The organism is Ekhidna lutea, assembly GCF_900188325.1.
Classification (GTDB): Bacteria; Bacteroidota; Bacteroidia; order Cytophagales; family Cyclobacteriaceae; genus Ekhidna; species Ekhidna lutea.
Genome location: NZ_FZPD01000004.1, coordinates 412,800 through 436,170 on the forward strand (window position 1 = coordinate 412,800; position 23,371 = coordinate 436,170).

Annotated in this window: 28 protein-coding genes; 15 read left to right on the top strand and 13 right to left on the bottom strand. The window is 38.0% G+C overall.

The features are described 5' to 3' along the window. Positions 1 to 666 (top strand): FAD-binding oxidoreductase, encoded by a 666-nt coding sequence (locus CHB71_RS12970; protein ID WP_221406726.1) that lies wholly within the window; start codon positions 1 to 3, stop codon positions 664 to 666. Positions 667 to 790: 124 nt separating this feature from the next. Here the strand turns inward: CHB71_RS12970 and CHB71_RS12975 are convergent, their stop codons facing one another. Genes CHB71_RS12975 through CHB71_RS18730 form a run of 7 tightly spaced genes read right to left on the bottom strand, consistent with a single transcriptional unit; the run spans position 791 to position 4,721 of the window. Then, positions 791 to 1,147, bottom strand: a complete 357-nt coding sequence (locus tag CHB71_RS12975) for a cupin domain-containing protein (protein ID WP_089357347.1) — start codon at positions 1,145 to 1,147, stop codon at positions 791 to 793. Positions 1,148 to 1,165: 18 nt separating this feature from the next. Further along, positions 1,166 to 1,783 carry an MCP four helix bundle domain-containing protein gene (locus tag CHB71_RS12980; protein WP_089357348.1) on the bottom strand — a complete coding sequence of 206 codons (618 nt, stop codon included), beginning with the start codon at positions 1,781 to 1,783 and terminating at the stop codon, positions 1,166 to 1,168. A gap of 50 nt (positions 1,784 to 1,833) precedes the next feature. Next, positions 1,834 to 2,472, bottom strand: coding sequence for an MCP four helix bundle domain-containing protein (locus CHB71_RS12985; protein WP_179213416.1), 639 nt, complete (start codon positions 2,470 to 2,472; stop codon positions 1,834 to 1,836). 11 nt (positions 2,473 to 2,483) lie between these two features. Further along, positions 2,484 to 2,678: a hypothetical protein gene (locus tag CHB71_RS12990; protein WP_089357350.1), complete on the bottom strand. Its 195-nt coding sequence runs from the start codon at positions 2,676 to 2,678 to the stop codon at positions 2,484 to 2,486. A 39-nt stretch (positions 2,679 to 2,717) separates the two neighbouring features. Then, complete coding sequence (locus CHB71_RS12995; protein ID WP_089357351.1) at positions 2,718 to 3,119, bottom strand: GreA/GreB family elongation factor; 402 nt, start codon at positions 3,117 to 3,119, stop codon at positions 2,718 to 2,720. Between the two features lie 20 nt (positions 3,120 to 3,139). Continuing rightward, positions 3,140 to 4,435 (bottom strand): Glu/Leu/Phe/Val family dehydrogenase, encoded by a 1,296-nt coding sequence (locus CHB71_RS13000; protein WP_089357562.1) that lies wholly within the window; start codon positions 4,433 to 4,435, stop codon positions 3,140 to 3,142. A 37-nt stretch (positions 4,436 to 4,472) separates the two neighbouring features. Next, positions 4,473 to 4,721: a hypothetical protein gene (locus CHB71_RS18730; protein WP_144017419.1), complete on the bottom strand. Its 249-nt coding sequence runs from the start codon at positions 4,719 to 4,721 to the stop codon at positions 4,473 to 4,475. 276 nt (positions 4,722 to 4,997) lie between these two features. On the opposite strand from CHB71_RS18730, the gene CHB71_RS13005 reads away from it, so the two are divergent. From CHB71_RS13005 to CHB71_RS13050, 10 genes are all read left to right on the top strand, one after another. Next, positions 4,998 to 5,825, top strand: coding sequence for a helix-turn-helix transcriptional regulator (locus tag CHB71_RS13005; protein WP_089357352.1), 828 nt, complete (start codon positions 4,998 to 5,000; stop codon positions 5,823 to 5,825). A gap of 150 nt (positions 5,826 to 5,975) precedes the next feature. Continuing rightward, positions 5,976 to 6,524, top strand: a complete 549-nt coding sequence (locus CHB71_RS13010) for a YceI family protein (RefSeq protein ID WP_089357353.1) — start codon at positions 5,976 to 5,978, stop codon at positions 6,522 to 6,524. A gap of 91 nt (positions 6,525 to 6,615) precedes the next feature. Continuing rightward, positions 6,616 to 7,134: a VOC family protein gene (locus tag CHB71_RS13015; RefSeq protein ID WP_089357354.1), complete on the top strand. Its 519-nt coding sequence runs from the start codon at positions 6,616 to 6,618 to the stop codon at positions 7,132 to 7,134. Between the two features lie 99 nt (positions 7,135 to 7,233). Next, positions 7,234 to 9,213 carry a cation:proton antiporter domain-containing protein gene (locus CHB71_RS13020; RefSeq protein WP_089357355.1) on the top strand — a complete coding sequence of 660 codons (1,980 nt, stop codon included), beginning with the start codon at positions 7,234 to 7,236 and terminating at the stop codon, positions 9,211 to 9,213. Positions 9,214 to 9,246: 33 nt separating this feature from the next. Beyond that, positions 9,247 to 10,152: a pirin family protein gene (locus CHB71_RS13025; protein WP_089357356.1), complete on the top strand. Its 906-nt coding sequence runs from the start codon at positions 9,247 to 9,249 to the stop codon at positions 10,150 to 10,152. A 115-nt stretch (positions 10,153 to 10,267) separates the two neighbouring features. Continuing rightward, a complete protein-coding gene (locus CHB71_RS13030) occupies positions 10,268 to 11,026 on the top strand; it encodes an SDR family NAD(P)-dependent oxidoreductase (protein ID WP_089357357.1) in 759 nt (252 codons plus the stop codon). Positions 11,027 to 11,251: 225 nt separating this feature from the next. Next, positions 11,252 to 11,773 carry a hypothetical protein gene (locus CHB71_RS13035; protein ID WP_089357358.1) on the top strand — a complete coding sequence of 174 codons (522 nt, stop codon included), beginning with the start codon at positions 11,252 to 11,254 and terminating at the stop codon, positions 11,771 to 11,773. A gap of 360 nt (positions 11,774 to 12,133) precedes the next feature. After that, positions 12,134 to 12,916 carry a glucose 1-dehydrogenase gene (locus CHB71_RS13040; RefSeq protein ID WP_089357359.1) on the top strand — a complete coding sequence of 261 codons (783 nt, stop codon included), beginning with the start codon at positions 12,134 to 12,136 and terminating at the stop codon, positions 12,914 to 12,916. A gap of 58 nt (positions 12,917 to 12,974) precedes the next feature. Further along, the gene (gene ygiD / locus CHB71_RS13045) at positions 12,975 to 13,856 is read left to right on the top strand and encodes a 4,5-DOPA-extradiol-dioxygenase (protein WP_245811275.1); all 882 of its coding nucleotides are present in this window, start codon (positions 12,975 to 12,977) and stop codon (positions 13,854 to 13,856) included. Between the two features lie 9 nt (positions 13,857 to 13,865). Then, on the top strand, positions 13,866 to 14,489 hold the full coding sequence (locus CHB71_RS13050) for a TetR/AcrR family transcriptional regulator (RefSeq protein ID WP_089357360.1): 624 nt from the start codon (positions 13,866 to 13,868) through the stop codon (positions 14,487 to 14,489). 178 nt (positions 14,490 to 14,667) lie between these two features. Here CHB71_RS13050 and CHB71_RS13055 read toward each other — a convergent pair whose 3' ends face one another. The 5 genes from CHB71_RS13055 to CHB71_RS13075 form a co-directional block, all read right to left on the bottom strand. Beyond that, on the bottom strand, positions 14,668 to 15,294 hold the full coding sequence (locus tag CHB71_RS13055; RefSeq protein ID WP_089357361.1) for a MarC family protein: 627 nt from the start codon (positions 15,292 to 15,294) through the stop codon (positions 14,668 to 14,670). Positions 15,295 to 15,395: 101 nt separating this feature from the next. Next, on the bottom strand, positions 15,396 to 17,363 hold the full coding sequence (locus CHB71_RS13060; RefSeq protein WP_089357362.1) for an aconitate hydratase: 1,968 nt from the start codon (positions 17,361 to 17,363) through the stop codon (positions 15,396 to 15,398). Positions 17,364 to 17,452: 89 nt separating this feature from the next. Beyond that, positions 17,453 to 17,920, bottom strand: a complete 468-nt coding sequence (locus CHB71_RS13065) for a Dps family protein (RefSeq protein ID WP_089357363.1) — start codon at positions 17,918 to 17,920, stop codon at positions 17,453 to 17,455. Between the two features lie 164 nt (positions 17,921 to 18,084). Then, positions 18,085 to 19,437: a sigma-54-dependent transcriptional regulator gene (locus CHB71_RS13070; protein WP_089357364.1), complete on the bottom strand. Its 1,353-nt coding sequence runs from the start codon at positions 19,435 to 19,437 to the stop codon at positions 18,085 to 18,087. Beyond that, complete coding sequence (locus CHB71_RS13075) at positions 19,434 to 20,534, bottom strand: sensor histidine kinase (protein WP_089357365.1); 1,101 nt, start codon at positions 20,532 to 20,534, stop codon at positions 19,434 to 19,436. The genes CHB71_RS13070 and CHB71_RS13075 overlap by 4 nt, the downstream gene beginning before the upstream one ends. A gap of 124 nt (positions 20,535 to 20,658) precedes the next feature. On the opposite strand from CHB71_RS13075, the gene CHB71_RS13080 reads away from it, so the two are divergent. Genes CHB71_RS13080 through CHB71_RS13090 form a run of 3 tightly spaced genes read left to right on the top strand, consistent with a single transcriptional unit; the run spans position 20,659 to position 22,080 of the window. Further along, positions 20,659 to 21,249, top strand: a complete 591-nt coding sequence (locus tag CHB71_RS13080) for a Crp/Fnr family transcriptional regulator (RefSeq protein ID WP_089357366.1) — start codon at positions 20,659 to 20,661, stop codon at positions 21,247 to 21,249. A 60-nt stretch (positions 21,250 to 21,309) separates the two neighbouring features. Continuing rightward, a complete protein-coding gene (locus tag CHB71_RS13085) occupies positions 21,310 to 21,714 on the top strand; it encodes a group III truncated hemoglobin (protein ID WP_089357367.1) in 405 nt (134 codons plus the stop codon). A gap of 12 nt (positions 21,715 to 21,726) precedes the next feature. Beyond that, positions 21,727 to 22,080 (top strand): hypothetical protein, encoded by a 354-nt coding sequence (locus CHB71_RS13090; RefSeq protein ID WP_144017420.1) that lies wholly within the window; start codon positions 21,727 to 21,729, stop codon positions 22,078 to 22,080. 24 nt (positions 22,081 to 22,104) lie between these two features. On the opposite strand, the gene CHB71_RS13095 is transcribed toward CHB71_RS13090, so the two are convergent. Then, a complete protein-coding gene (locus tag CHB71_RS13095; protein WP_179213417.1) occupies positions 22,105 to 22,632 on the bottom strand; it encodes a DUF3124 domain-containing protein in 528 nt (175 codons plus the stop codon). A gap of 79 nt (positions 22,633 to 22,711) precedes the next feature. On the opposite strand from CHB71_RS13095, the gene CHB71_RS13100 reads away from it, so the two are divergent. After that, on the top strand, positions 22,712 to 23,290 hold the full coding sequence (locus CHB71_RS13100) for a DUF3124 domain-containing protein (RefSeq protein WP_089357370.1): 579 nt from the start codon (positions 22,712 to 22,714) through the stop codon (positions 23,288 to 23,290). Positions 23,291 to 23,371 lie beyond the last annotated feature (81 nt).

Below are 23,371 nucleotides of genomic sequence, written 5' to 3' on the forward strand. Positions count from 1 at the left end.
ATGGAAACGGTAAAAATATTATCAATAGAAAACGCTACACATGATGTAGTTCACTTAAAAACCGAAAAACCGGCTGACATTGAATACGCTCCGGGACAAGCTGTTGATGTTGCACTGAACTCCGCCGGGATGGAAAATGAGCTTAGAGCATTTACAATCACCTCATTACCTACCGAGCCATTTCTGGAGTTTTATATAAAAATATACTCGGAACATGATGGAGTGACTAAACAAATCGCCAAACTAAAAAAGAATGATACCTTACTAATAGGTGATGTTTTTGGTGACATCCAATACAAAGGTGTTGGAGTTTTTATTGCAGGTGGTGCAGGTATCACACCCTTCATTGCCATTTTCAAAGATTTAGTGTCGCAAAATAAAGTTGGAAACAATAAACTGATTTTTGCAAACAAAACCAGTCAAGACATTATTGAAGGCGATTACTTTCACCAACACCTTGGAAAAAATTTTATTAATGTTTTGTCCATGGAAAGAAAAGATGGGTTCATGAATGGGCACGTAAGTGAATCGCTTATAAAATCGCAAATGACAAGCAAGGGACTGTATTACTATTTATGCGGCCCACCTCCAATGATGGATGAAGTTTTGAACCACTTGGAAGTTTTAGGGATTAAAAAATCTAAAATTATTATAGAACAGTTTTGATGTGTTTTTGTACACGTATTGACAGCTTATTTAGAAAAAAACGCCGTTTTTAACAGATCATTCTTCTGAAAGGGTGACTGAGGACTGCTAACTTAAATCTCTAAAAAATGTGCGGTGCTTTTGGTTAACCTTGCATTAGCAAAATCATACTATCCTCTCGTGCTTCCACTGTATGAGGCATAGATATCGGGATTTTATATTGATCTAGCTGATCCAATTGTAAAGTTTTGGCTTTTTCAGAATAAATGATTGAACCGTATAATACCAGCAGCGTCGTAGGTTTGTGGGTTACGTGCTCATTTAACTTCATCTCTCGATTGAATCCAATACACATAGTGCTCCCACAATCTGTTTTGTGAATTGCTTTTGCTATCGGTCTATTTGAATCAATAAGTTCACTTTTTATACTTCTAATAACTTCCATCTCATTTATTGTTCCAGTAGTTATTGGCAGCCGCTGCTTGTTTATGTCATAGATCACATTTGGGCCTATATGTTCCTACTTTATTGGTCTCAAAAAAATCAATAACTGTATCAAGAGGCCAATTACAATTAGTACACCTATTTCTATTCTTGATATCCGATTGCTTGTATCAATGGTTCGATTCGAATTGCTTATGACTCTATCACTCTCCTCGAGTTGAATTTTGAAAAGCGAGTCTAAATCACCGTAAATAGCTGAAAAATATCTTTCACTTCCAGCTATGTTTAACTCGGTGTTAATGGATTCATTTCTTAGAAGATTAGACTCATATTCATTCAATGAACGAATATGAGTTTGCAGAGACTCAAAAGCCAATGATTCATTTTCTGTAAGCTCTGTCGATGCAAAACGATGTATCAATACTTGAATAGAATCATTGAGCATTTCATTAAGGTCAGTCAATTCTTCAATATCAGAGCTTTGAATAATCACCTTCTTTTTCTGTACCTGACGTGAGATTTTATACAAATAATCTTTAGCAAGTAATCGATCTTCAAATACTGTGGTAAGACCTTTCTGAACAACTTTAAAGTGATTGCTGTCCATCAGGTTGGTAGCTAATACCAAAAGAAATACAACCACTAAAGCCGCCCCCATTCTTAATCGCTGCGACAAAGTCATTTTTGAATCCATGTCTTTTTTATATCTGGAAAGTTTTAAAGCTTGATTTAATAAGCTAGGTACTAACTATGCCAAAAGTCTTTTTGTATCAATACTTTAGGGGAAGAAGTAGCCATTAAAAAAACCAGAACCACAACAATCAGCAATGCAATTTCTAATCGACTGGTTATTCGATTTGATGCCATTACTTTATTTGAGGATTCCAACAGTCTTTTCCCTTCGTATAACTGAATTTCTGACAAGTCTTCTAAATCAGCCAAAATCAAATCATATTGATTATTCAGTTGCTGAATAACCATATCTCTTTGGGTCAACATTGGGTTATGTATAATTTGACTTTCAAATTCAAATGAAAGATCAATTTCATCTTTGAGCTTTAGAAACAGAGCGCTTTCTTCGCTGGTCAATTTTGTATTTTCAAAACTTACCAATAATTGATCTATTGTATGATTCGCTATCACTACCTCTTCAACCAACTCATCACTTGAGTTTAAAGCCAGCTTCTTGGTATTAATCGTTTTGGATAATCCAAATACATAATCTTTTGCTACCAATCTATCCTCATAAATAGAGGTGACTGCATCTTCCATATCAGATAGATGCGTTTTGTGCATATATCCAATCATTGCGATCATTAAGAGGATCGAGAACAATATCAATGCCTCGTTTCTTTTCTTTGTTAAAATTTCTTTCCATTTCATAACTGTAGTATTTAACTTAATTCCAATTCCAATCTTTTTTCTTTTATCCATTGCTTAAGCTCTACCTGATCGGCAGGACTTAAATATTTCAATCCTTTTCGGTACTCTTTTTCCAGGAGTTCCGGGTCAAAACTGAGTTTGTCAAGGAGATACTTACAGTACTCCAACATCGTCATTGTCCTTCCTATTCTGCTCGTTCTTTTCATTGTTTTATTGTTTTTAATGTTTTTAAATTTTTCTTTTTCCTAAGCAAGCTCCATTGCCGCATTATTGACTTTCAAAATCTGGATGGTTCCAGTACCCTTGGGGAACATCCATTTTACTTTGTCACCTTTTGCATATCCAATCAACCCTGATCCCAGAGGAGACAAAATGGAGATTTTATTCCTGCTAATATCCCGATGGACTGGAAGAACAATCTGCAAGTTGTGCTTTGGTCCAAATGGAGTTTGAACATCAACAATGCTATTCAGCCTCACAATGTCATCTGGCATTTCTTTATTGGATTTCACAATGGCATTCTCCATCTCATCCGATAATGACTTCATGCATTTTTGCGTAATTAGATCAGGATAATTGCCATTTTTAATCAGATTTAGAAGTAGCTGATATTCATTTTGTTCCAATATTATTTGTTGCTTTTTCATATTCTATACTGATTAATTAATTATGGGAAAATGCCCATTTGTTTATAGGCAACTTCTATCCTTGCAATTGCCTCGATATAAGCAGCTGACCTTGCATCTGTTTTATATTCTTCAGCTCTGGTCATAACTCGCCGATATGAATCAATAATGTAATTTTCGAGTTTATTCAAGACCATATCCACACCCCACAATTCTCCGTTTCGGTTTTGTAACCATTCGAAGTAACTGCCAATGACGCCTCCTGAATTGCACAGAATATCAGGAATAATGGTAATGCCGCGCTCAATCAAAATCTCGTCTGCTTCCGGATCTACAGGACCATTGGCTCCCTCAGCAATCAGACTTGCTTTAATCAAATGTGCATTTTCAATGGTAATTTGATTTCCAAGTGCCGCTGGGATACATATATCACAGTTCAAAGCGAAAAAATCCTCATCAGCGATGTGCATAGCTCCACTGAATCCGGCAATGGAGAAATTATTGGCTCTTGAATAGTTGAAGAGTGTTTCAACATCTATTCCATCCTCAGTGTATAAAGAAGCTGATTCGTCTTGAACTCCAACCATAATCGCACCTTCTTTAGATAAATAGTGAGCTGCCCAATAGCCAACTTTTCCAAAACCCTGAACTATAAATCGCTTACCTACTAAAGATTGACCAGTATAGTTTGCCCATTCTTTGATGTTTACTACCACTCCAAAACCAGTTGCCCTATCCCTTCCTTCAAGACCACCAGCACCTACAGGCTTTCCTGTGACAATGTGCTGTGATTTTGCTCTCTCGTCTGGCCCTTTTGTAGACATATATGTATCCGCGATCCAAGCCATAGTTTGTGGTGTGGTATTAACATCAGGAGCTGGAATATCATACTCCGGACCTATATTATCTCCCATGGCATACGTAAATCGACGAGTAACTCTTTCTACCTCTGCTTGAGAATATAAAGCTGGGTTGAATTGAACTCCTCCCTTCGCTCCCCCGAATGGCAATCTGGCCAATGACGTCTTCCACGTCATCCATGATGCTAAAGCACTGGAAGCATCCATGTCAATAGTTTCGTGATACCTAAGTCCTCCTTTGTATGGCCCTAGCGCATTATTGTGTTGCACACGAAAACCTTTAAAGATTTCAATCTCACCATTATCCATTCTCACAGGAAAATGAACCACAATTTCATTGTTGTTAATCTGAAGTATTTTCCTAACTCCCTGATCAAGGTTCATCAGATCTGCTGCTTTGTTAAACTGTTGCTTAACGTTCTTTAGTAACCCTCCTTTTGACTGTGCTTTTGACAAAATCATTGTGCTATTATTCATGATTATTTTAATTAAACTATTGATTTGATTTCTGTAATTAGATAGCCAACCTCGCTCTTGCTTCAATTGATTCTAAAAGCAGTATTCCAGGCATTAAATGAGAACTTTCATTGTTGTCAAACTCAGAGCAATCCCAAATAATCTTATCGCTTCTTAGAATACAATTTTCAAAGTGGTTGCAGGTGGAGCAAATACTTTCATTCGATGTAGCCATATCTTGAACTATTAATTTTGGTTGGCTCATTACAATATGCATACCAATAAAAAAAACGCCTTTTAATCGCATAAAAGGCGTTTTAGTATAATAGAGGACGATTATAAGTGGTTATTTTTTACCCGGCCGGGTAATTTTGTACCGCTACTTTTCGTGATTTTTAGGGTGAATTCATGAAGAATTAAGGCAATATTCAATCAGAATCATATTGACTCAAAGTGATTGAAAGTTTCATCAATTAAGATTTGCTTTCATTAAGCACACTGCGACAACATCCAAATACACTTTAGAAGAACAAAAATGAACAAATTAGTAACTATGTTTAAGGTGTAACGCCTTAGACGAACATTGGATCAACTAATTCACATATTTAAAGTTGACCTCAAAGAGGCCAACCGTATCGCTTCTATGCCGGATGGGATTCACCAACACGATTTTGAAGAATTGCTAATTGGTGTGGAAGGTTCACTTGAGCATTTTATTGATTTTGAGTCTGAAAAGTTCAATTCCCCATATATTAGCTTCGTTACAAAAGGGAAAGCCCACAGACTGATTCCACGAGTGGAGCAGGGGAAGTGTTTGATTTGGGGGATTCGCTTTAAAAGTGAATTTATTGCTGAACTAACCTTTCACTTATATACTCTATTTCATAATAGTGCGAATATAGAATTAGCAAAAGGCAGGTGTTTTGACAGGCTATTGGCGTTATGTGAGCTAATGAATGATGAACTAAAACAGGCGAAACCTGACTTTAGCATAATTAGGCATTTATTGAGCGCTCTTTTTGTAATGATAGAGGGAGAAATGGAAAAGCATGTCCCAGACATTAAAGGAATTGAATCTCAAAGCACAACATTCACTAATTTTTTACGAGTACTCGAAGAGAATTTTCATAGACCCGAAGGAGTTGAGTTCTATGCTGAAAAGCTATTTATGACCTCAAGAAATCTTAACCTTATTTGCCAGAAAATATTGCAACAGAGTGTTTCTGAAATAATAGAGACCCGGAAACTCATTGAAGCTAAAAACCTACTGGCCAGCTCAGATAAAACAATATCCGAAATTGCTTATAAACTTGGCTACAATGAGAAATCTTATTTTTCAAATGTCTTCAAAAAGAAAGCCGGCCAAACACCTTCTGATTTTAGAAAGGAAATGAAAACCCTGGTTGGCTGAGTCATATCTTTGAGAAAAACCTCTAAAGTGGATAGGGAATAATCTTTTTCCGAATCTTACAACATCTCTTCTGATAAGTGTTACCTCCTGCGTATACCTATGCAGGACATTTGCATTATAAATTATTTGAAACCTAAAAATAAAAATGCAATGGAAAACACAACAGTAAAAACTCAAACTAAATGGGTAATGGATCCTACTCACAGTGAGTTAGGATTTAAAGTAAAGCACCTCATGATCAGCAGTGTGAAGGGTGAGTTTAAGGACTTCAGTATTGAAGTAGATGGAGATGATCTTTTAAAATCAGCCATCAAGGTAGCAATTGATGCATCTTCCATTACTACCAAAAATGATGATCGTGACAATCACCTAAGAAGTGCTGACTTCTTTGATGTGGATGCGTACGATCAAATCACTTTCGAGAGCTCTACTTTCAAGCAAATTGATGATGATGAATACCAGCTATCTGGTGTGTTAACTATGAAGGGTGTTTCGAAAGAGATCGCTCTTCAGGTTGAGTATGGAGGAATGGTGAAGGATCCTTATGGCAATGAAAAAGTTGGTTTCAGCCTAAGTGGTAAAATCAGCCGAAAGGATTGGGGACTAAACTGGAATGCTGCTCTTGAAGCTGGAGGAGTAATGGTCAGTGATGAAGTTAAGCTCATAGCTGATGTTCAGTTTGTAAAACAAGCACAGTAAAATGAAGCTCAAATAAGAGGCCTGGTTGTTTGACCAGGCCGCTAAAGAGCTGATAGTATTTAAGGGAAACAAACTAAAAAAGGGAAATATCATGACAACAATATTAGAAGAAAAAAAGGTGGATACTTCCTATAAGGCACCAGCGAAAACTCAAATAGGACATGTTCACTTAAAAGTATCTGATCTGGAACGATCACTAAGCTTTTACAAGGATCTTCTTGGCTTTGAGGTAACCACTAAATATGGAGATCAAGCTGTATTTTTATCAGCTGGGGGATATCACCATCATATTGGGTTAAATACGTGGCACAGTAAAGATGCACCCCCTGCTCCCAAGCATGGCAATGGTCTTTACCATGCTGCCATTCTCTATCCTGAACGAAAAGATCTTGCTATCATTTTACAAAGATTGAATGATGCGAAATACCCGGTAAATGGGGCCTCAGATCATGGTGTTTCAGAAGCAATTTACCTAAGGGATCCTGACAATAATGGAATTGAATTGTATTGGGACAAACCAATAGACGCATGGCCAAAGGATGAAAATGGTGAGTTGGATATGCATACTAAACCGCTCAATATTCAGTCGCTAATGAGTGTGCTGAATTAGCTCTTGTATAGTTGAGAATATTGATATGTCATCCCTGAGAACACCAGTTTTAATGGATGACATTTTTTATATATTGCTCAGACTAACCCTCATAAAAATATGCACTTGCCATTACTCCAGGACTTACTCATACTCATTGGGTTCTCCACATTGATTGTTCTACTACTGAGTAAAATCAGACTACCATCTATTCTTGGTTTTCTTTTAACTGGTATCATCATTGGCCCTTATAGCTTAAGCTTGGTGAGTGACCCACATGATGTGGAAATTATTTCTGAAATAGGTGTCATCCTGCTCATGTTTGTGATCGGGATGGAGCTGTCCATAAAGCAGCTGGCATCCATCAAGAAAATGGTTTTTGTTGGCGGTCTTTTACAAGTGTTTGTCTCTATTGGAATCACCGCAGTGATTTACTCATTCACGGGCGCCAGCTGGGCAGAATCTGTTTTCATGGGCTTTTTGATCTCATTATCAAGTACTGCTATCGTTTTGAGAATGTTTCAGGATAGAAATGAAATGTCTTCAGCTCAAGGTAAAAACTCTCTTGCGATTCTGATTTTCCAAGACCTGATTGTAGTGTCTATGATGCTCATAGTACCCATAATATCTGGGCATTCAGAAAGTGTTATTATTAGTATTCTTTCACTATTGATTAAATCAGCTGTTGTGATTGTGATCACCATAATAAGTGCCAGGTATTTAGTCCCTAAGCTCATGTATGAGGTGGCTAAAACTCGAAGTAAAGAGCTTTTCCTATTAACCACTTTTACGATTTGTTTTGCAGTTGCTTTTCTGACCTCAGAGGCAGGACTATCGCTCGCTCTTGGAGCCTTTCTTGCAGGATTAATTATTTCAGAGTCAGAATACAGTCATCAAGCCACCAGTTTTATACTGCCGTTTAGAGCCATGTTCACGAGCTTTTTCTTTATATCAGTAGGTATGCTTTTGGATATTAATTTCTTCATTTCAAATATCCCTTTGATCCTTGGAATCACCCTTGGGGTTTTTGTAGTAAAAGGATCAATTGCGGCATTTGCTGTATTACTTTTAAAGTATCCTGCTCGCGTTGCAATTCTCACAGGGTTGGCGCTCTTTCAGGTAGGTGAATTTGCGTTTATTCTTTCCAGGGTAGGTATCGAATATGGCCTACTTACAGAATCTACAAATCAGTATTTTCTTGCAGTATCGATTGTTTCGATGCTATTGACGCCATTTGTTTTTATTTATTCGGAACAAATTGCCTCAATTTTTTTAAAGTCCAAACTTGGTTATGTATTGAATAAAAATGCAGCTAAGGATCTGCCCGATGATATCAATGTGGATGAACTTAATGATCATTTGGTGATCATTGGTTTCGGATTAAATGGATCTCATTTGGCAAAGGCCGCAGAAGCAAATGATATTGCTTTTATTGTGCTTGAGATGGATGCAGATATTGTGAAAAAGGAAAGAAAAAAGGGTACCCCTATTCTTTTTGGAGATGCAAGCCGTTTACATATTTTGGAAAAGGTTCACGTTAGAAATTCAAGAGCTATAGTTATTGCCATTTCAGATTACGAACAATCCAAGAATGTAGTAAGGGCTGTGAGATCCATTTGCCAGACCGCATATATTATTGTAAGGAGTAAGTATGTCCAGGAGTCAACTGAGTTGCTCACGCTTGGTGCGGATGATGTGATTCCAGAAGAATTTGAAACTTCAATCGAGATTTCATCCCGAGTGCTCAGCCGATTCTTAATTCCCACCGAGAATATAGAAAGCTTTTCATCGCTGGTTCGGGCAGACCAATATCATCTTCTGGAAAGCAATAAAAAGCTGCCAAAAACTCACAAATCCACCAACATGCCCGGACTGAACATTACTACAATAAAAGTTGGTCGGGATAGTGGTTCAGTAGTTGGGAAATCAATTGCAGATTCGAATATCAGAAATGAATTTGGAGTGAATATCATTGGGATTTGTAGAGACAACCAAATGCACTTCCATTTCGATTCTTCAGAAAAGATTATTCAAAACGATCTCTTATTTGTGTATGGTGAACCTGAGTCAATTCACAAATTTTATGAGAAGGTAAGCTGATACAATATGAAATAGTAACTAAGCAAAAGACACATGCAATCAAACGTTGGATTAATTATAGAAGAAAAGGCGGCCGATATTGGCAACTTCATTGTTGGAAGGCTTTTGCCGTTTCGGCAAAAGCGAGCGGTCGGTCCATTTGTGTTCATTGACCATATGGGACCTACGTGTTTGGCAGAATATGAAAATGTAGATGTGCTCCCACATCCTCACATAGGATTATCTACATTGACATATCTGCTGGATGGAGCGATTTTTCATCGTGATAATTTGGGCAATGCCATTGAAATAAAGCCAGGAGAAGTGAATTGGATGACAGCTGGCAATGGAATCGTTCACTCCGAAAGAACACCTGAGTATTTAAGGAGAGAAGACAAATACCTTCATGGTTTTCAGATTTGGGTAGGTCTTCCCAAAGAACTGGAACAATCTGAGCCAAGCTTCCATCATATCAATAAAGAAGATATTCCAACCTGGGAAGAGAATAACATAAAGTTTAAGCTAATTGCAGGATCAATCGATGGAAGAAAGTCTTCAGTCCCCGTTCATTGTCCCTTGTATTTTTTAGAAATTCGAACAGAAGCTAAACAGACAATTGGTATTGGAGATAAGCTATTCGGAGAAGTCGGAATGTACGTTTTGAAGGGGACTATATCTATTGATGGAAAGGAATATGGCAGTCATCAACTTCTGGTAGCTAAAGAGGCCAGGCTTTGCGAATTTGAAACCAATGGTGAAACTACTGTTTTCCTTTTTGGCGGAGAGCCATTCCCTGAAGAGCGATTTATGTTTTGGAACTTTGTCAATTCCGATAAGGAGCTCATAGAGCGGGCAAAGAGCGACTGGAAAGATCAGAATTTGGAATCCTTTCCTAAGATTCCTGGTGATGATAAGGAATTTGTACCACTACCTGATCTACCAAATTTTAAAGCAAAATGAGCCAGGGTTGATAATTTCCGAATCTTACAACACCTCTTCTGAATAGTGTTACCCTTTGCCTTGATAAAGGATAGACCTTTGTTCATGAATTTTTAGAAACATAAAATTTAGAACGATGAAAAGGTTAGATAATAAAGTAGCCATTATTACCGGTGCAGCCGGTGGAATGGGTGAAGCTGAGGCAAGGCTTTTTGCAAAAGAGGGGGCTAAGATCCTTATTACTGACGTTCAGGAAGACAAAATCAGCAAAGTAGCTGCTGACATTGAACGTGAAGGAGGTATTGTGAAATACATAGTACATGACGTCTCCTCTGAGGAAGGGTGGAAACATATAGCGAAAAGAGCAATCGAAGAGTTCGGTAAAATTGACATTTTGGTCAACAATGCAGGAATTCTCGGTAATGTTATGGTTCCTTTGGAAGAAAGGACAAGTGAGGAATTCAAGAAAGTTCTCGATGTGAATCTTCTTGGTCAGTTTTTAGGTGTCAAAACAGTAGTACCATGGATGAGAAAAATTGGTGGTGGATCAATCATTAATATTTCATCGGTCGGTGGCATTACCGGATCTTCAAATGGTACAGCATATACTGCATCTAAAGGCGGATCCAGAATCTACACCAAGGGTGCGGCCGTAGAGCTTGCTAAAGACAACATACGAGTCAACTCTGTACACCCTGGATATGTAGCTACTCCTATGACTAAGAATATGGAGGGCGCTGATGATTTTGAGAAAGGCGCACTGAGCATTACTCCAATGGGGAGAGGTGCAGAATACAATGAAATAGCCTACGGTGTGCTATATCTGGCATCTGATGAATCTTCATTTATGACAGGTTCAGAGCTAGTGATAGATGGCGGTCTTACCGCACTCTGATTACTCTCTAAAATTGGTTAATAAACCTTGTGGAATCTTTCCTACAGGGTTTATTGATCAATAAAATCCTTCCATAATATTTTCGTATCTTACTACTACACTTGTGATAAATATCACCTCTGGGATTACGAAACACATGCCCATTGTACATAGAGTTCACGAAGGGTATGGCAGACGAATGAAGTTTTTTTAAAAAAAAAGATTAGAAAATAAAAAATTATTGCCATGACAATCAATCAAACTTCATCGATCAATGGCTTTTTTGCTATACTATCAGGATTATTTATTGTAGTGTTTTCAATGGATCCGATTCCAGCTATTAAATATGTGCTTATAATATCCCTTTTTGGATCTTGCATTTTTTCACTGCTTACTACCTATAAGGTCCAAGGGAATAGAATTGGATTTATGGATTATTGGATGACTGCTGCAGTTTCTGTAGTGTACGCATTGGCACTAGTTTTTCATGTAAGAAGTTTGCAAGAATTTATTACAACATCAGCAGGCTTTATATTCCTATATGGTTTAACTCAAATTATTTTCGCTATTCAGGCATTGAAACTCAAGGAACGAGCATACCTCAATATCATGGCCATAAAAGGTATTGGCGGATTATTATGTTTAATTACTTCAGCATTAATTTTCGGTACATCTATTCTGGGTTCCGAATACTCCCTTTTATTCATTGGTATCCTACAAATTATCATAGGGAATAGCTTTATAGATATATCAAAATATTACGAATAAACTTCACAAGGAAGTTCACTCCTCGTAAAATTGCACTCAGTACTTTCTAATAGAGGTAGGCCTTAGAAGTATAACATCGAAGCTATGCAGAGGGAGCGGCACCAATCACTATAGTTTGTACGACCGGTACATAACAAAGGGTGTCAGCCACCTATGTAGCATTCTATCTTTTTTTAATCTCCGTATGTGTGAAGACAGTTCCGCAATAGCTAAAGCCTGATTGGAATCCTGTTGAATTAGCTGCTAAAGATAGCTGACCAATATCGTCATGCAAATTTTCCGAATCTTACAACACCTCTTCTGAATAGTGTTACCTGTTGAGCTAAATAAATTTTGACATTTGTATAAAAAAATGAGATCATGAAAAATAGAACAATTATCATAACAGGAGCCGGAATGGGTCTTGGTTATGCAGCAGCTAAAGAATTAGCGTCAAAAGGAGCCAATCTGGCATTGGTTGATTACAATGAGGAAAGCCTGAGCAAAGTAAAGGCAGAGCTTAATGAATCTTTCCCGGAAAGTAAGATTATCACTGTAGTTGCAGATGTTTCGAACGAAGAGGCAGTTAAGAATTATGTTAATCAAACAGTCAAAGCTTTTGGTAAAATTGACGGCCTTTATAACAATGCAGGAATTGAAGGAAAACAGGCGAGTATCATAGATTATGATATCAATGTCTTCAAAAAGGTAATAGACATCAATCTAATGGGTGTTTATTATGGATTGCGCTATGTTATTCCGGTGATGCAAGAGCATGGATTTGGTCGTATTGTAAACGTAGCATCCGTTGGCGGAATTCGCGGTGTACTAAACCAAATGCCATATGTGGCAAGTAAGCATGCGGTATCTGGCATGACAAAAAATGCCGCCCTCGAATACGGAAAGGATGGAATTCTCACTAATGCAATAGCTCCAGGGGCAATCCTTACCCCAATGGTGGCTGAAGCATTCAAGCAGGTTAACCCTGATGACCCTAAGGCCGCTGAAACCGAGTATGCTCAAAGAAATCCAACAAGACGACTAGGACAGCCGCAAGAAGTAGCCAAGTTGGTTTCATTTCTTTTAAGCGAAGATAACGGATACGTTAGCGGTCAAACCATTGCAATCGATGGGGGTGAATCAAATATTTACGGAAATTCATAACTAATTTGATGGTTGGTCAATTAAGACATGAATCTATCTACCATTTTAAAAAATTTTAATGGACAGAAGTAAATTTCTTAAGTTATTAGCATTAACACCATTAACCGGATTTGCGATGAAGTTGAAAGAATTGGAAAAGATTACAGAATCACTTGCTACAAGTTCAAAGATGCCTGTATTGTTCTTGGGGCATGGCAGCCCCATGAATGCAATTGAGGAAAATGAGTTTGTACAAGGATTTCGAATGGTCTCCGGAGAAATTGAACCTCCGAAGGCCATTCTGTGCATTTCAGCACATTGGGAGACGCAAGGGACGATGGTTACTGCCATGGAGCATCCACCGACGATTCATGATTTTGGTGGATTTCCACAAGAACTGTTTGAAGTTCAATATCCAGCCCCCGGTAGCCCCGAATTGGCAAAGCACACCAAAGATTTGATTACCTCAACTGATGTACAAGAAGATCATAAGTGGGGGCTGGATCACGGGGCTTGGTCCGTAATCAAGCATATGTATCCTAAGGCAAATATTCCGATAGTTCAGATGAGTCTGGATTATACGAAAAATGCACAGTACCACTATGATCTGGCTAAAGAAATTGGTAAGCTAAGAGAACGAGGCATTCTCATTGTCGGCAGTGGTAACATGGTTCATAACCTCCGTCAAATAGACTGGAGGCGGTTAAACGAAAAATATGGACATGATTGGGCGATCGAAGCGAATGACAAAATGAAAAAACTCATTTTGGATGGCAATCACAAAGAGCTCATTGACTATGGCAAGCAGGGTCGGGAGTTTAATCTTTCAATACCTACGCCTGAGCACTATCTTCCTTTATTATATGTGATGGCACTACAGGAAAACAATGAGAATCTCAATATTTTCAATGATGAATCTGTTGCGGGATCTATTTCCATGACTTCAGTGAAAATCGGTTAACAGCATATCATGACAAACCCACCAGATCTATACAATCAAATATTGAAGAAGTCTTTCGACCTTTTTAAAGTGTATGGCCATAAAAGTGTAAGCATGGATGATGTAGCCAGCACACTACATATTAGCAAAAAAACCCTTTATCAATACTTTCAGAGTAAGGATGAACTATTGGCAGCAGGTGTAATGCAATTGATCAAGACCCTAATGGATGACTTTGATCGTATCATGAATTCTGCCGAAAAGCCACTTATAAAACTCTCAAAAATTTATTGGCTTATCCTGGATGAGTTTTATAATATGGAACTGGTGCACATCTACAGCATTAATAAATTCAATTCCAAAGCATTAGAGGAAATAGTCACTTTTCGTAACAAGCTTTATTCTCAATTTACTGCTCCCTTATTATCAGAAGCAATGAATCAGGGTGGTCTGAGAAAGGATTTAAATATTGCACTGTTTGTCAAGACACGTCTGACTAACATAGATCAACACTACCTGAATCTTGCCGGTCAGTCACCCAATTTAAGTTTCAACGAAATTTTCAAACACCTAGTAGTGTATCAGATGTTAGGGGTTATCTCAGAAAAATACAGGAAGGAATACGAGGAAAAGATGGATTCTTGGATAGCTTGAAAAGCAATTAGATTATCGTTGATTGATAATTTCATATTTCAATACGGCACTTTACATTCCAGTGATAGGCTTTTCAAGAATGAGGCAGGGTTTATTGGAATATCATTCTCGTTTCTTGGGGTGGACTATTTAGGCTGCTGGATTGGTCACATTTTCTTGATCTTGGATATGATTCCATTTAAAGGAAATACGCACCAAATTCTAATTTCACACCTCTCATAATCATTCCAATACCCATGATGGCCAGTATCAATCCCATCATTTTTCCAACAACTGTTATCAGATTATTTCCAATTCTTTTTATAATCAAGTCACTCAATGAAAAAGCCACAAAATTCATGTAAGCAATCAAAGCGAAAATTAAAATAACAATGGCTATGTGTATATAGTCACTATCTGTAACGAAGTTCATCCCTGTAACAATTGTACCCGGTCCTGCGAGTAGTGGAATAGCCAATGGAGTAATAGCGATGCTGGTATCAGGTTCAAGGTCTTTCTGATGTTGAATTGAAGACTGCTTTGATTGCAGCATTTCAAATCCTACATAAAACAACAGAATCCCGCCTGTAATTTTAAATGCTGGAATTGTCAAGCCGAAAATCTCAAACACATATTTACCCAACAATACAAAAAATACCACAATCAGAAATGCAGCTCGTGTTGCAATTTTGGCTATTTCTTTTTTCTGTTCCTTATTTCTTCCTTTGACCAATCCTAAAAATGCAGGTACTCCTGAAATTGGATTCATTACTGCAAAAAACCCTGTAAATACAGAAAGAGAAAATGTCAATAGGTTTCCAGACATAACTACTTATTTCTTTGTTCATGAGCCTTTATCATATGAATCCTAATTCTGATAAGATTATGCTTTCATTAGCTCGCCGTAACTGCTCACATTCAATTTATTCAGCTAATCCTGCTTTTAAATTCATTGATAATCCCACCTTTCAAAAGAACGTCTATCTGACGATCACTTAAGGAATGCTTGGTATCGAATGTTAGTTTTTTACCGGATGCTTTGCTGACATTAACTGATATGGGATTTCCATTTCTAATGTCTTCAATGAGGTTATCAAAACTTACAATATCTCCTTGCTCAATCTCTTTGTAATCTTCAAGGTCAATGAACTCAAGGGGTATTATTCCAAAATTCACGAGATTCTGCCAGGCAATCCGGGCGTAAGATCCAGCAATAACTGCAACCTGCCCTAAGTACTTGGGGGCCAGGGCTGCATGTTCTCGACTTGAACCTTGTGCATAGTTTTGACCTGCTACTACTACATGCCCTCCGTATTTTGATTTAGCCTCCATCGCCCTGTCATAAAAGCTATCATCGATTACCGTGTATGAGTACTTACTGATTTCTGGTAGATTACTTCTCAACGGCAATACATCTGCCCCAGCTTTCAAAATTTCGTCAGTCGATATATTGTCACCCATCTTTAGCAAAACAGGCACCTTGTAGCTGTCAGATAATGGTTCAATGATCGGCAAGGTTTTGATATTAGGTCCCTTCACTATTTCAATTTTAGACCCGTCTTCAGGGGGTGCTACTAACATGTCTGTATTAATTATCTCCATGTCTGGATTTTCATATTTTGGATAACTCATGGTGAACAATGATTCTAGATCCCTGGGATCAGTAATTTTTCCAGTCAATGCAGATGCTGCAGCTGTCTCAGGACTACATAAATAAACTTGATCATCTTCCGTCCCCGATCTACTTGGGAAGTTTCTAGGCATTGTTCTTAAGCTTATGGTGTTCGTAGCTGGAGCTTGTCCCATGCCGATACATCCCATACAGCCGGACTGGTGAAACCTTCCTCCCGCCTTGATCAAGTCAGCAAAAGCCCGATTATTTATCATATTCTGAATGATTTGTCTAGAGGTAGGGTTGATGTCAAAAGACACACCACTATTAATGGATCTACCCCTTACAATGGCGGCTGCAATCCAAAAATCACGCAATCCAGGATTTGCAGATGATCCGATGACAACTTGACCAATAGCCCTTCCTGCCACCTCTGTGACTGGAACGACATTGCCTGGACTGGTAGGCAAAGCGATAAGAGGTACAAGTTCATCCAAGATAATCTCTTCATGGAAGTCGTACTCGCAACCTTCATCCGCCACTAATTCCACCCAGTCTTTCTCACGGTCTTGTGACTTCAGAAAACGTTTGGTTTCATCATCACTTGGGAAAACGGTTGTAGTCGCACCCAACTCAGCACCCATGTTGGCAATGACGTGTCGATCCATTGCGCTCAAATGCTTTAAGCCATCTCCATAGTATTCAATAATTTTCCCAACGCCTCCCTTGACATCATGTCTCCTTAACATTTCAAGAATGACATCTTTAGCACTTACCCAGTCAGGTAGCTTTCCAATGAGCTTGACACCCATAACCTTTGGCATCTTTACAAAATAAGGCTGACCGGCTATGGCAGCAGCTACATCCAAACCTCCTGTTCCAATCGCAAGCATCCCTAAAGAGCCTGCAGCACAAGTATGGCTATCTGATCCAACCAACGTTTTCCCGGGTTTCCCAAATCGCTCCATGTGAACCGGATGACTGACACCATTCCCAGGTCTGCTATACCACAACCCAAAACGCTGAGAAGCAGAAAGTAAGAATGAGTGGTCATCCGCATTTTTGTTGTCTGTCTGTAGCAAATTATGGTCTACATATTGGACAGCAACTTCTGTTTTTGCTTTTTTCAAACCCATTGCCTCTAATTCGAGCTGGACTAATGTTCCTGTAGCATCTTGTAGCAATGCCTGATCTATTCTAATTCCTATTTCCTTTCCAGGCACCATTTCTCCATGAAGAAGGTGTTCCCCGATCAATTTTTGGGTGACATTTAATTTGGACATAATGATCTTATTTAAATTCTTTTAATAGTAAGTTAAGTATTTGATTTTCAACAAATTTGGTCTGCGTTTTCAATCCTTTTTGAGAAAAATTATCTCAAATAAGAATTGAGCATCCAAAGGGTTTTTTCAGTTTCAGAAATGTAGTCACTCATTAAGGCTACTGTTCCTTCGTCGTTTGCATTTGAGGCTATTGTAAGTATTTGGCGCTCTTTGTCAATCAAAGTCCCAAAGTTTCTTATGACAATTTCAATACCTTCTTTTCCGTCTACTATGTTTGTTTCTTCTTGAATCTGGGCGTTTTTCAAGTAGTCAGAATAGGCATGAAGTGGCTCACCCTCAAGTGTCAAAATCCGCTCAGCTATTTCATCAATTTTGATAAAGGCATCTTTGTAAAGCTCTTCGAATTTCTGGTGTAACTCGAAGAACTCTTTACCTACAATATTCCAGTGTAGTCCCCTCAAATTCTGATAGAACAATTCATAATCTGCCAACAGAATATTGAGTTCGTTTACCAATTTGTCAGCCTTTACCTTTTCAATTCCAATTAAGTTTTTCATATTTTGGTATTATAATATTGTGTCGAATTTCTTTTGCTAAATCAATTATTAGACTGGGCTCGATACAATAGGCATGCCAACAAAAAAACACTATCTATGTTGCTTAAATGAGGTTATTGAGGTGAGATGAGATGTTTAGACTGGTACTTAATTACCCGGTTGGGTCATTTTGTATCGTCTTTTTGGAGTAACTTTTGACGAAGGGTTTTTCGATTGATTCCTAATATTCTGGCTGCTTCCGTTTTATTATTATTAACAAATTCCAGAACTTTTAAAATATGCTGGTACTCTACTTCCTCTAAAGTTCTAAGTGGGCTTTCTACCTTGGCTTTTCGGGAGGAATTTCGGATGTATTCAGGTAGATGAGATTCTTTAATGATCGCATCTGATAAGACCAATGCTCGTTGTATAATATTCTCCAATTCCCTAATATTTCCAGGCCAGCTATGATTTTCAAGAAGCACACGGACCTTTTCTCCAAGAGGCTCATTCGATTTCCCAAATTCATGTGCGTATTTATCTAAAAAGTGGTTAGCTATCAATCCAATATCATCCTTTCTATCACGGAGAGGTGGAACGTTTATTGAAATTACATTCAACCTATAGTATAGATCTTCCCTGAACGTACCCCCTTGCTGACTCATTTGAAAAAGATCACTATTTGTTGCTGCTATTACCCTTACATCAATTTTTTTCGGATTGTTTTCTCCAACCATCAAAACCTCCTTTTCCTGAATAACTCTTAGCAACTTGGTTTGTACAGATGCAGATGCATTTCCTATTTCGTCTAAAAAAATAGTACCACCATCTGCTGCTTGAAAAAACCCAGTACGTGTCTCATGAGCACCGGTAAATGCTCCTTTTGTATGGCCGAAGAGTTCACTTTCAAGCAAATTTTCAGGGATTGCTCCGCAGTTAACGGCAATAAACGGAGATTTACTGTGACTCCCACTATAGTGAATGGCTCGAGCTACCAACTCTTTACCTGTGCCACTTTCTCCTGTTATTAGTGTGGTTACCCGGCTATTCTTTACTCTTTCAATGAGGTCTATGAGCTCTTGATATGCTGGAGATTGACCAATAATTCCAAAATAGTTTGCCGGCGCTTTGGACTCATCAGTTTTCGAATCTGCTTCCTTTTCACTTCCATATCTGTGCATCAGCACTTTTTCTACTGCTACTTTTAGCTCTTTTGAGGTGAAAGGCTTTACCAGGTATTCCAATGCGCCTGATCGCATAGCTTCTACTGCACCATCCACAGATGGAAATCCTGTGATTACAAGAATGGGTATTGATGGAAATTTTTGTGCGCTATATTTTACCAGTTCCATACCGCCAATACCAGGCATTTGAAGATCGGTGATCAAAAGGTCTACAGCAGAGCTCTCTAAAATATCAATAGCATCAGGCACTGCTGAAGCTTGAAATGTTGGGTAATTCAAAGAAGATAATTGTCTTTGAAGTACTTCTAGCATATCAAAAGAATCATCGACTATCAGTATTCTCTTCCTATTCATTGTTCTTGTCTCAATGGTATATCAACGATAAATGTAGTGCCTTCATTCACCCGGGAATTGACTTGAATTGATCCCTTATGGCTTTTTACGATACCATGAACTACGCTTAATCCAAGTCCCGAACCTTCACCTTTAGGCTTTGTTGAAAAAAATGGTTCAAATATTTTATCTCTGATGGCATCTTCTATTCCATGACCTTGATCAGTGATTGACAGTCTGCATGAGTTCGAATCAGCTTCCAGCTTTATCAGTATTACTTTCTCAGGATTTGATGCGTGAATTGCGTTGATCAGAAGGTTAAAGACTACCTGGGTGTATTGTACAGGATCTACATGTGCATCAATATTATCCTGTGTGGAAGAAAAATCGACCGAAATGTTGGCGTTTCTCAAAGTAATTTTCAGCAAATTCAGTGCTTCTTCTACCAGTTTATTAATAGATACAATGCTCATCTGCTGAGGCATCTCACAAGAAAAGAACATTAGCTTTTTTACGATCTCACGAGAGTGCATAACGGAACTTATAATCTTCTCAACATCCTGATCAATTTGATTGTCTTTGTTCCGTTCCTGAATCAATTGAGAAAAACCTAGAATATTTCCTAAGGGTGTGTTGAGTTCATGTGCAATCCCAGCTGTTATTTCTCCCAAAATGGCTAACCTATCACTATGTTGTAGCCTACTATTCAAAAGCAGCTCACGTTCCTTTTGTTCATTGCGTTGCACAATTCCAGCCACCTCTTGAGCAAGTGTCTTTAAAAGCTTTTGTTCTTCAGATAGAAATGAAGATTGATCGTGATTAGCAGCATCATAATGCATAGCTAAATACCCACGTTTTTTATCCTCTACAACAAGAGGACTATGCTGTGATATACTTTCATTTTGAAGTTGACCAGATGTGTATTGCTTATCGTCAAGGGTGATCTCCGCAATTCCTTCGTCTTGATGTTTCCATGCCCTGGGCAAATAGTTGACGATTGACTGCAACTGATCTTCCAAACTTAAAGAACCATCTACAGCTATATTGGAGATTTCGTATAGGCAGGTAAGCTCTTTTATTCGTTCCTGAAGTGCTTCTATAGGGTTATCACTTGCCATCAATGTGTTTTGTCTAGAAGAATAGTGAATCTAGCCAATTTTCCAATACGACAGTGTGTTTAGCCATTGGGGTCGTTAGATAGAATACGAATCATCTAATTTTAATCAGGAAAATAGAAGAGTTATGATACCGGCAGAGGTTATAGAAAAATACAATCCAACTAAGCTCAAGCTACCAGCAGATACATTCCTTTTTATGGAAGGTGATTTGCCAAGGTTTTATTATCAAATCATCTCCGGTCAAATCAAAATGATAAATATCAATACTGATGGAAAGGAGTTTATGCAAGGACAATTTGGAGGGGGGCAGAGCTTTGGTGAACCTCCGATATTTCATAACGCACCATATCCTGCTTCCGCAAAAACAGTTGGTCCGACTGTTTTATACAAGCTTCATAGAGACAAGTTTTTTCAACTCCTAAAAGAGCACCCTGATTTACACTTGGAATTGACTTCTATTCTTACAAAACGAATGATGTATAAAGCCATGATTATGAAAGAAATGTCTAATCATGATGCCCAGCACCGTATTCTCACATTTATTGATTACCTAAAGAAGGAGTATGGCACTAATAATGAGCCTTTTCTTGTAAACCTCACTCGTCAGCAACTATCCAATCTTCTTGGAATACGGGTAGAAACCGTAATTCGAACCGTAAAGCAACTGGCGGAAAACGGTGAAGTTGAACTAAGGGGCAGAAAAATATTCCGCTAATTATTTCTTAATATGATCCATGTCATAAACTGATGATGGTCCTTGTGATATCCTTGTCATGTGAAAAGAGACATTGAATCGAGAGAAGATGTGGCCAAACTGGTTGAAGCTTTTTATACTAAAGTTCGGCAGCATCAGGACATTGGTCCATTCTTTAATGAGACTATCATTGATTGGCCGGCTCACTTGCAAAAGCTAACAGATTTTTGGGAAACCAACCTTTTCTTCGTCAACGCATATAAAGGCAATCCACTGAAAGCTCACATTGATGTTGACCAAGAATTCAATCACAGCATAGAACAAGCTCATTTTGGAAACTGGCTGGAGCTATGGTTTAGTACAATAGACAACATGTATGAAGGGGAAAATGCCCATCTAGCTAAAGAACGGGCAAGAAACATGTCCCACATCATGTACATCCGAATTTTTCAGGCCAGACAAAATAAAAATATTGCTCTTAACTAAAATTAAAAGGTTATGGAAACTCATATGCATTCATTTTCAGTTCGAAAATCAATTTCAAGGTCTACCTCTAAGTCACCCTTCTCAAAGTTTATTGCGTGGGCTGACCGAATGGATCATGACCGGCTAATCATATTAGTAGCCACTATTCTTATTCAAGGTTGTGTGACAGTTCCTTTTGCCATGTGGTCAATGAATGCTGTTTGGGTATACAATGAATTACAAATGACGATTATTACAATTGGAGCCTTTTCCGTTTTGGTAACGAATCTTGCAGTTATGCCGATGCGTTTTACTATTCCGACTTTCATCATTTGTACAATGGCTCAAATAGGAATTATCGTATTAAATATTATTTATTTGATTTAAAGCAGCATTGGTCTAAGAATCTTGTTACGGAATGTCCGTGACCAAATTATGTCCGTGAGTAGAAAATGAGAAGCTACGATTACCGATTGAAGACAGCATTAAGCATTCAAAAATCGGATCGAATATCTGCTTTTCTTTCCTCCAATCAAACAAGAAATTAGCTCCAGAACCACCTTCTTTATCTAATCTCTCAATTACAATTTCAATCGTTTCCATAGGAGCAACATAAATTGGTGATTTAACATAATTCCGAACCAACTTCCCACTTGTTTCGAAATATTCGGCACTTGTAAGGAAAATTGTATCGTTCCGGTTTGGGTTTTTTATACTTATCGTAGCTCCTAGTGGAATTCTCTCTTTTTCTGTGTTTATATAGATTTCCGAATACACCGAAAGATAGGTTTGTCCGGATGATAAAGAATCAAGATTTGATTGTGTAACCAGCCTGTTTTCCCAATCACTAACACCCAATGGTGGTATTATATCCTTATTCGTTACCTTTTCATTGCATGATCCTAGTACTAGAATTAAATAAATGAGAAAAAATCGCATTCTTAAGGTCATGTGTTTATTAGTTATTGAATCAATTTAATCAAATTGGAATTAGTATCTTAAACTATAAAGTTTGGACATGATGCAAAAATTGTTTCTCTATATTCAGATTATAGGCGCATTCCTGCTGGTTGCCATTCCTCTAATATTCATCTTTAGATTTGGAAACCAGATTTCTAACATATCATCCAGCATCAAGGGCATCCAAAGTAGTCATGAACAGGTAATTGAAACAATTAAATCAGACGCTCTAAATGATATACAAATCATGGCTGGCCAGGAAATCTATGTCCCAGCCTATGCGAGCCTTAAATCTTATGAAGGTGAAAAGGAATTCAATTTTTCCGTAACGCTTAGTATACGAAATACCGATCCAGGTCATTCAATAATTATTTCATCTATAGATTTTTATAATAGTGAGGGTGCTAAGTTTCAGCCATTCATTCAGGAACCATTGATAATAAAACCTATGGCAACCAACGATTTCTACTTGTCAAAATCAGAAAGCTTTGGTGGTAGTGGAGCAAATTTCTATGTAGAATGGGTGGCCGATACATTGGTGAATGAACCGGTAATAGAAGCTATCATGTTAGGGGCTGCACCTCATGGCTACTCTATCGTGAGTCCCGGAAGAGTTGTTAAAAACATATTGCCATAAGAAGTAGTAGGTCTTAAAATATCAATAAAAAAGCGGCTGTTCCAATTGAAACAGCCGCTTTTTAATAAATTTTATCACAAT

What these genes read in the sequence shown, in the direction of transcription:
- CHB71_RS13025 (WP_089357356.1), top strand. Translation starts at nt 9,247, where the DNA reads ATGCAATCAAACGTTGGATTAATTATAGAAGAAAAGGCGGCCGATATT.
- CHB71_RS13035 (WP_089357358.1), top strand. Translation starts at nt 11,252, where the DNA reads ATGACAATCAATCAAACTTCATCGATCAATGGCTTTTTTGCTATACTA.
- CHB71_RS13095 (WP_179213417.1), bottom strand. Translation starts at nt 22,632, where the DNA reads ATGCGATTTTTTCTCATTTATTTAATTCTAGTACTAGGATCATGCAAT.
- CHB71_RS13070 (WP_089357364.1), bottom strand. Translation starts at nt 19,437, where the DNA reads ATGAATAGGAAGAGAATACTGATAGTCGATGATTCTTTTGATATGCTA.
- CHB71_RS13000 (WP_089357562.1), bottom strand. Translation starts at nt 4,435, where the DNA reads ATGAATAATAGCACAATGATTTTGTCAAAAGCACAGTCAAAAGGAGGG.
- CHB71_RS12990 (WP_089357350.1), bottom strand. Translation starts at nt 2,678, where the DNA reads ATGAAAAGAACGAGCAGAATAGGAAGGACAATGACGATGTTGGAGTAC.
- CHB71_RS12980 (WP_089357348.1), bottom strand. Translation starts at nt 1,783, where the DNA reads ATGGATTCAAAAATGACTTTGTCGCAGCGATTAAGAATGGGGGCGGCT.
- CHB71_RS12970 (WP_221406726.1), top strand. Translation starts at nt 1, where the DNA reads ATGGAAACGGTAAAAATATTATCAATAGAAAACGCTACACATGATGTA.
- CHB71_RS13050 (WP_089357360.1), top strand. Translation starts at nt 13,866, where the DNA reads ATGACAAACCCACCAGATCTATACAATCAAATATTGAAGAAGTCTTTC.
- ygiD (WP_245811275.1), top strand. Translation starts at nt 12,975, where the DNA reads ATGGACAGAAGTAAATTTCTTAAGTTATTAGCATTAACACCATTAACC.
- CHB71_RS13020 (WP_089357355.1), top strand. Translation starts at nt 7,234, where the DNA reads ATGCACTTGCCATTACTCCAGGACTTACTCATACTCATTGGGTTCTCC.
- CHB71_RS12985 (WP_179213416.1), bottom strand. Translation starts at nt 2,472, where the DNA reads ATGAAATGGAAAGAAATTTTAACAAAGAAAAGAAACGAGGCATTGATA.
- CHB71_RS13055 (WP_089357361.1), bottom strand. Translation starts at nt 15,294, where the DNA reads ATGTCTGGAAACCTATTGACATTTTCTCTTTCTGTATTTACAGGGTTT.
- CHB71_RS13030 (WP_089357357.1), top strand. Translation starts at nt 10,268, where the DNA reads ATGAAAAGGTTAGATAATAAAGTAGCCATTATTACCGGTGCAGCCGGT.
- CHB71_RS13065 (WP_089357363.1), bottom strand. Translation starts at nt 17,920, where the DNA reads ATGAAAAACTTAATTGGAATTGAAAAGGTAAAGGCTGACAAATTGGTA.
- CHB71_RS13015 (WP_089357354.1), top strand. Translation starts at nt 6,616, where the DNA reads ATGACAACAATATTAGAAGAAAAAAAGGTGGATACTTCCTATAAGGCA.
- CHB71_RS13100 (WP_089357370.1), top strand. Translation starts at nt 22,712, where the DNA reads ATGATGCAAAAATTGTTTCTCTATATTCAGATTATAGGCGCATTCCTG.
- CHB71_RS13040 (WP_089357359.1), top strand. Translation starts at nt 12,134, where the DNA reads ATGAAAAATAGAACAATTATCATAACAGGAGCCGGAATGGGTCTTGGT.
- CHB71_RS13060 (WP_089357362.1), bottom strand. Translation starts at nt 17,363, where the DNA reads ATGTCCAAATTAAATGTCACCCAAAAATTGATCGGGGAACACCTTCTT.
- CHB71_RS18730 (WP_144017419.1), bottom strand. Translation starts at nt 4,721, where the DNA reads ATGCGATTAAAAGGCGTTTTTTTTATTGGTATGCATATTGTAATGAGC.
- CHB71_RS13090 (WP_144017420.1), top strand. Translation starts at nt 21,727, where the DNA reads ATGGAAACTCATATGCATTCATTTTCAGTTCGAAAATCAATTTCAAGG.
- CHB71_RS13080 (WP_089357366.1), top strand. Translation starts at nt 20,659, where the DNA reads ATGATACCGGCAGAGGTTATAGAAAAATACAATCCAACTAAGCTCAAG.
- CHB71_RS12995 (WP_089357351.1), bottom strand. Translation starts at nt 3,119, where the DNA reads ATGAAAAAGCAACAAATAATATTGGAACAAAATGAATATCAGCTACTT.
- CHB71_RS13075 (WP_089357365.1), bottom strand. Translation starts at nt 20,534, where the DNA reads ATGGCAAGTGATAACCCTATAGAAGCACTTCAGGAACGAATAAAAGAG.
- CHB71_RS13010 (WP_089357353.1), top strand. Translation starts at nt 5,976, where the DNA reads ATGGAAAACACAACAGTAAAAACTCAAACTAAATGGGTAATGGATCCT.